The following is a 6,368-nucleotide window of genomic DNA, read 5'->3' on the forward strand; positions in this document are numbered from 1 at the left end:
GGTCAGGCCCCGGCCAGGGCTTTTGGGTCGGTGCGCTGTTCGGTCAAAGAGAGGTGGGCCGCGGTCACCAGGGTGACGTGGCGGTGCCAGCCGTCCCAGGACCGGCCCTCGAAGTGGTCGAGACCGAGGGCGGTCTTCAGCTCGCGGTAGTCGTGCTCGATGCGCCAGCGCGTCTTGGCCAGCCGGACCAGGACACGGGGTGGCAGGTCGGCGGGCAGGTTGGAGAGCCAGTACCTGACCGGCTCGTCGGCATCCCTGGGCCACTGGGCGATGAGCCAGCGCAGGCCGATGGTGCCGTCGTCGGCGGGTTGGGGGCGCCGACCTGCCGGACGGACCCGCAGGAACACGAACCGGGCCCGCATCCGGCCCCGCGAGCCCCGTCGCCAGCCGACGGTGACGGCCCGGTCCCGGCCCGCGGCCCGCGCGTGCTCGCGCAGGCTGACCGGGCGGGTCCGGTAGCGGGGCAGCGGTCGTGGCCCCAGCCCGCCGTAGGGCAGAGTGACCGGCTCGATGGCCGCTGGGTAGGCCGTCAACTCACCCTTGACCTGCAGCACATAGGCCAGTTGCCGCTCTTCCAGCCCCCTGCGGAAGAAGGCGCTGTTGCCGTATCCGGCGTCGGCGACCACCACCGCGGGCCGCAGGCCGAACCCGGCCAGCTCATCGAGCATCTCCAACGCCAGCTGCCACTTGGGCCGGTGATGCACCTCTGTCGGGATGCGACAGTGCCGGCGCCGCCGGGCGGCATCAGGCCCGTCCCAGCTCCCGGGCAGGAACAGCCGCCAGGCCAGCGGGCAGGACGCAACGTCGGTGGCCGCGTGCACGCTCACCGCCACCTGACAGTTGGCGGTCTTGCCCAGCGGCGGGCAGTACTGCGCGGCCACCGCGGGCGACAGGTCACCGTCCTTGGGAATACCGGTGTCGTCCACCACCCATGCCTCCGGCCGCACCGCCCCAACCGCACGGTGGGCCAGCCGGTGCTGAACCGCGGCCACGGGCCAGGTCGATGACGTGACGAACTGCTGCAGCCGTTGATGATCGACGCCGAGCCGGCGGGCCATCGGCTGCATCGACTTGCGCCGACCGTCCAGGAGCAGGCCCCGCAGATACAGCCCGCCCTTGGCCCGCTGGTCCGACCGCACCAGCGGCGCGAACACCTCCGCCGCAAAATCCTCCAGCCGGTCACGGCACCCGGCAAGCTCCTCCGGAGTCATACCCCAGCGAACAACCAAAACCGGACCGCGAACAGCCACCTAACAAAGTCCTACTAGGCACGCACCGCACTCTCCGGCCACCGCGCCTCTCCGCGGCGGTTCCTCGCCGCGAGGAGGGCGCAACGGGACGCCGACAGCGGTGAACTGTGCTCCGTGACCGGACTGACTGCGATTGGCACTCGAACCGCTCACCCCGGTGGTCAGCTAGGGCCTGTTGTGAAAGTGCCGGTCACAGCCACTCGTTGAGGACTGCGACCAGCACGGTCGCCTCGTAGCGGACCGCGGGCTTGTCGCGCCTCGCGGCTACAGCCCGGTGGCGCTTGAGGCGGTTGATCCCGCACTCGACCGCGTGCCGCTGCTTGTAGTCCTCCATGTCGAACTTGGGCAGCCGTCCGCCTCGCGATCCGCGCTTGAGGCGGTTGCGGACGGAGGCGTTCAGCGGAAGGGTCCGCTCTCGGTTCGGCTGCGACCCCTTCGGAGCCTTCGGGCACATCAATGGCAACGACGAGGTCTTCCGGATCCCCCAAGAGGGCCCGTGCCCTTCGCGGACTGTGTGGCCGCGGGCAAGGAAGAAGACGGCAGGTGCTTCTCCTGCAACGCTCACGTCCATCCGTCCCTGGCATCAGGAAGCCCCTGGATCATGTCCGACAACGTGAACACCTTCGACAACAGCGTCTCCTCTAGCGGCGCCACTACCGAGATCCCACCATCTACCGGCCCCACTTCGCGTCCTTCACTCTGGCAGCCAAGAGCCTCACCGGGACCAGGAGCAAGGTCACGTACGAGACACACCCGAAGCAGACACGTACACCTTGCCGACCCGTGCCCGTAGCAAGCATCTGATGATTTCCTAGGTGGTGCCGGTCCCGCCCGCTACGGCGGGACCGGCACCATCTGTCGGCCTGTCGGCGAGCGGAGGACGCGAGTGTCGGTCGATGAGTCGTGGGAGAAGATCGAACGCTGGCTGAACCAGCACGCTGCGCAAGAACAGCCTCTGCCGGGGCCGTGCACCCGCTCCGAGCTGGACCGCCTCTACAGCGTGCTCGGCGTGCGGCTGCCCGAGGATGTTGAGCAATCGCTGTTACGGCACAACGGGTCGGGGCTCACCGATGTCATCCCGTCCACGTTCGCGCTCTACCACGTCAGGCAAATCGCTGACGATCATCTTGGAACGCTCAAGTACAGGCTGAAGAACGATCACTACGGCTCGGACGACAGCCGCTTGATCGTGCCGATCGGCGCGCTGGGCGAGATACAGCTCGTCGTCGACACCCAGACGGGGCATCTCGGGTCATGGGACATCGAGGAGACCGGCTACCGCTGGTTCGAAGGCACGGGGTGGGCATCCCTTTCGGCCGTGCTCGAAGTCACGGGAAACGCCCTGGCGTCCCCGCCCCCGTGGACCGCGGTCATGGGTGACGGTGATGAGTGGCGGGCCATCGATATGGACACCGACCTCCCGGGAACGCTGATCTGGGCCGACGTGAGGGGTTAGGCCCGTCGTTTGCCCCAGCAGGGCGCTGACGTAGGCCACCCCAAACAGCAATGTCTAGTGTCGGGCAGGCAGCACCTGCTCGGCATGCGTGCGGCCCGGCACCCAGGACAAGCACAGGCCGAACGTGCTCACGCCTGCTTCAAGAGTTGTGGCACAGGTGCCATTCGACGAGGTGGTACACCGGCTCGTCGACTCCGTGCGCCCTCGAACTCCAGGCGCTGCTAGCTATTTTCACCGCCCACGACCAACGATGACGACCCACCGAAGGAAGACGAGGAAGAGAAGCAACTACTGAGAACCCATCTTGAACCCTGGTGAGTGTCTTTGGCGATGAGGGGTTGGGATCCTTGGCCTTTCGGCCGGCGGGAGGAGACTTGTGACCGTTGAGGAGTCCTGGGAAAGGATCGAGCGCTGGATAGCCCGGTACGCCCCGGAAGAAGACCCATTGCCAGGTCCCTGTACTCCAGCAGACCTGGAGCGTCTCTACGAAGCGCTCGGGGACCCGCTACCGAAGGATGTCGAACGCTCGCTGCTACGGCACGACGGGTCAGGCATGACCGACATTCTCCCGCCCGGCTACACGCTTCTGAGTGTCGAGGAGATCCTCCGACATCGTGCGATCTGGTTGAAGTTCGGGGCGCTCAACGACGCCAACCTGGACGAGGGAGAGAAGCCCTTCCTCGTCCCGTTCGCGGCGTTGAGTGTGACTCAGCTCCTGGTCGACACCAGGACCGGCCGCCTCGGCTGGTGGGACATCGAGCAGTGCTTCGCCTGGAGAGATGATCCACCCTGGCACTCCTTTGCCAGTGCCCTGGACTTCGTCGGGAACCTGCTGGCCTCGCCACCTCCCTGGATCGCAATGCTGTCGGGCGACGAGGAGTGGGAGGTGACCGACAGGGACCCGGATTTCCCTGGGACGCTCGTATGGACCGAGGACCCCGTCGACTGACGTCCACCGGTCCGGCTTGAGACAGACTCGTCTTCCGAGTCACGGATCGGAACCGCACGGTCAAATGGCCTGAACTGCCGAGACCGGACGGGGAACTGCGGCCGGCGCCAGGCCCATCCACAGCAGCCGCCGAATCGCGCGGTGAGGGAGGCGAACCTGAACGCCTGGCCCAGACACGCCAAGAACTCGGCATATCCCCCTACAGCGCGCGGCCACTCATCGACACCGTCCGCACAGCCTGGTCCCTTCCGCAACCGCTACATTCCTCGGCCCAGGCCCAGCGCCTTGTCCTCTCCCCGGACCCGCATGGCCGCAGGAGGCCACGCGGGTCCGGGGAGAGAATCAGCACGCACCGCGCGGACAACCTGGCACTAGACCGTGATGGTGTCCTCCGGCGCAGGTACGTACTCGACTTCTTGGCGGCCGCAGCCCTCGGCAAGCTCCTGGAGCTTGGTCACCTCGGTCTTGTCGGCGGTCAGTGACCACCGGAGCTTGGTCGCCGTCCAGTCGGCCGCATAGGTGCAGCGGGCATCCGCGAGCGGCGGCAGCCACTGGGCCGGGTCTTGATCGGCCTTGGACCGGTTGGATTTCGCGGTGACCGCGACGAGCGACCGCTCGGCATCGAGGTCATTGGCGTAGTCCTGCCGGCGCGCCGGGCTCCACTGCGAGGCACCGCTGTCCCAGGCTTCGGCGAGCGGGACCATGTGGTCGATGTCGAGGCCCTTGGGGTCGGTGGCGGTCTGCCCGTCGTAGTACGAGAACCACGTCCCAGAGATGACCTTGCACCTGGCTTCGATGACCGGCTCGGTGCGGGACTCGGCGATCAGCACTTCGGCGCGGGTGCTGCACCGGTCGTGGTCCTCATCGATCCAGTGCTTGAAGCTAGTGCGCTGGTAGCCCTCCCTGGACTCGGCGGCGAGCGGCAGGGCCTTGATGGCGTCAGTCAGGGCCAGGCGGTGCGGTGCGGGGGCGGGCGGCGCTGCGTGGGCGGGCCCGGCGGCGAGAGCGGGCAGGGCGAGGAGCGTGACGGCGGCGAGTACACGCAGGGAAGTGTTGATCATGTACCGGTGATAGCCGTCTCCACAGGACAGTTGGGGGCAATGGGGCCCTGAGTCACTCGCGCGGGTGGATCAGTCGTACCGGAGAAACAACACGGCTGACCACAAGGGGAGGGTTATCCACAGCCCCCGATGGGGAGCCCTCGATCGCCGTACCGTGCTGACCTGTAGGACCACGAAAGGGGCGCTATGTACAGAGTGGATCTCGCGGGTGCTGCTGACCAGACACTCACCGCCATGCCGGACGACATGCACGAGGAGGCGCTCGCGCTCATCGACGATGCAGTCGCGAGCGTCCAGACCGGCAGTGGAGCCCGCATGGTAGTCGACGCGGTGCTCCGCGGGCGCTGTTGGATTGTCTATGCCGCTCTTGGTGGCCTGTTCGTCGTACTCGACGTCGGCAGAGCCGGGTGAACTGTGGCGCCCCCTGCTTGGGGCGCGGCCACCGCGCCGTCGCGAATCGGCGGCAGGTAGGCGTTGAATCGCGCGGGCCTAACGAGTTGGTGCGTGATAGCGGGTGGGCATGCTCTGTTGGTGAGGGGTGTGGCTGACCGTTCGGTACTCACGGATCCGTTGTTCACGGGCGTCTCGAGGGCTCATCTCGGCTCGTTGGTGGCGGAGATGGCCGGGCCGTGGGTGGTCTGTGTCGAGGGGCGTCGGTTCCGGGCCAGAGGCGGCGTGCGGAAGCGTGCGCCGGGTGCTGGTGCCCGCCACCGGCTGGTCTTCGTGGACCGGCTGGTGGCCACGCTGATCCACCTGCGCCACGACCTGCCGCACTCGGTTCTGGCTCTGCTCTACGGCGTGGACCGCTCCACCGTGCCCCGGGCTGTCGGGGAGGTCCGCCGCCTGCTTGCCGAGCGCGGGTTCGCCGTCCCGAACCGTCCTGGCCTGCGCCTGCGCACCCTGGAGGACGTGTTCGCTTACGCCCAGGCCGAGGGCGTTCAGTTGCGCTTGGACGCCACAGAAGTCCAGGTCCGCCGGCCTGCCGCGGGCCGGGGCGGACGACGGGCATTCGTGTCGGGCAAGAAGAAGCAGAACACGATGAAGGCCACCGTCATCGCCGACCACCAGGGCCGCACCCTGTGGACTGATGCCCTCAGGCCAGGACGGATGCACGATATGACCGCCGCCCGCGCGGCCGGGATCAGTAGATGTTTCGACCACTTCGACCTCGTCCAGGTCTTCCTCGACGACGGATACCTCGGCCTCGGACGGGATCATCCGGGCCAGGCTCTCACCCCACCTCGCAAACTACGACCGGGGGCGATACCACCCTTCGTCGAAGCCCGAGCACGCCAAAGGCACGATCACTCCTCATGCCGCATCACCGTCGAACACGCCCTCGCCGACCACAAACGCTGGAAGCAGCTGACGCGTTGGACCCACCGCCGCGACCGTCTGCCTGACACCTACCAAGCCATCGCTGCCCTCATCTCCGACCGCACCGCCATGAACTGAAAACAGCCGCGAGCACAGCAAACACGCCTCAACGGCTATCACGCACCAACTCGTAAGACGTCATTTCAGTTGGTGAGTCTGCGGTGGCATATGAGGGTTGCGGCGATGGCGGTGAACGCGAGGAAGTGTTCGGGCTTGCGTTCGTAGCGGCGGTGGAGTCGTCGGCAGCCGGACAGCCAGGACACGGTCCGCTCCAC

General features: G+C 67.2%; 7 protein-coding genes and 1 pseudogene. 4 read left to right on the plus strand and 4 right to left on the minus strand.

Annotated elements, in window-relative coordinates:
- Positions 1 to 2: 2 nt before the first annotated feature.
- On the minus strand, positions 3 to 1,211 hold the full coding sequence (locus AB0L89_RS22260) for an IS701 family transposase (protein WP_365143361.1): 1,209 nt from the start codon (positions 1,209 to 1,211) through the stop codon (positions 3 to 5).
- A 229-nt stretch (positions 1,212 to 1,440) separates the two neighbouring features.
- Positions 1,441 to 1,704 (minus strand): hypothetical protein, encoded by a 264-nt coding sequence (locus tag AB0L89_RS22265; RefSeq protein ID WP_365143363.1) that lies wholly within the window; start codon positions 1,702 to 1,704, stop codon positions 1,441 to 1,443.
- 432 nt (positions 1,705 to 2,136) lie between these two features.
- On the opposite strand from AB0L89_RS22265, the gene AB0L89_RS22270 reads away from it, so the two are divergent.
- Both AB0L89_RS22270 and AB0L89_RS22275 read left to right on the plus strand, forming a co-directional pair.
- The gene (locus AB0L89_RS22270; RefSeq protein ID WP_365143365.1) at positions 2,137 to 2,706 is read left to right on the plus strand and encodes a hypothetical protein; all 570 of its coding nucleotides are present in this window, start codon (positions 2,137 to 2,139) and stop codon (positions 2,704 to 2,706) included.
- A 376-nt stretch (positions 2,707 to 3,082) separates the two neighbouring features.
- The gene (locus AB0L89_RS22275; protein ID WP_365143367.1) at positions 3,083 to 3,655 is read left to right on the plus strand and encodes a hypothetical protein; all 573 of its coding nucleotides are present in this window, start codon (positions 3,083 to 3,085) and stop codon (positions 3,653 to 3,655) included.
- Between the two features lie 371 nt (positions 3,656 to 4,026).
- On the opposite strand, the gene AB0L89_RS22280 is transcribed toward AB0L89_RS22275, so the two are convergent.
- Positions 4,027 to 4,716 carry an HNH endonuclease family protein gene (locus AB0L89_RS22280; RefSeq protein WP_365143368.1) on the minus strand — a complete coding sequence of 230 codons (690 nt, stop codon included), beginning with the start codon at positions 4,714 to 4,716 and terminating at the stop codon, positions 4,027 to 4,029.
- A 234-nt stretch (positions 4,717 to 4,950) separates the two neighbouring features.
- Between AB0L89_RS22280 and AB0L89_RS22285 the strand changes: the two genes are divergently transcribed.
- Together AB0L89_RS22285 and AB0L89_RS22290 are read left to right on the plus strand one after the other, a co-directional pair.
- A complete protein-coding gene (locus tag AB0L89_RS22285) occupies positions 4,951 to 5,127 on the plus strand; it encodes a hypothetical protein (RefSeq protein WP_365143370.1) in 177 nt (58 codons plus the stop codon).
- A gap of 129 nt (positions 5,128 to 5,256) precedes the next feature.
- Positions 5,257 to 6,171 carry a transposase family protein gene (locus AB0L89_RS22290; RefSeq protein WP_365143372.1) on the plus strand — a complete coding sequence of 305 codons (915 nt, stop codon included), beginning with the start codon at positions 5,257 to 5,259 and terminating at the stop codon, positions 6,169 to 6,171.
- A gap of 65 nt (positions 6,172 to 6,236) precedes the next feature.
- Here the strand turns inward: AB0L89_RS22290 and AB0L89_RS22295 are convergent.
- A pseudogene (locus AB0L89_RS22295) lies at positions 6,237 to 6,368 on the minus strand (IS5/IS1182 family transposase); the annotation flags it as partial.

The sequence above is a fragment of the Streptomyces sp. NPDC052114 genome, from assembly GCF_040680155.1.
In the GTDB taxonomy this organism is placed as follows: Bacteria; Actinomycetota; Actinomycetes; order Streptomycetales; family Streptomycetaceae; genus Streptomyces.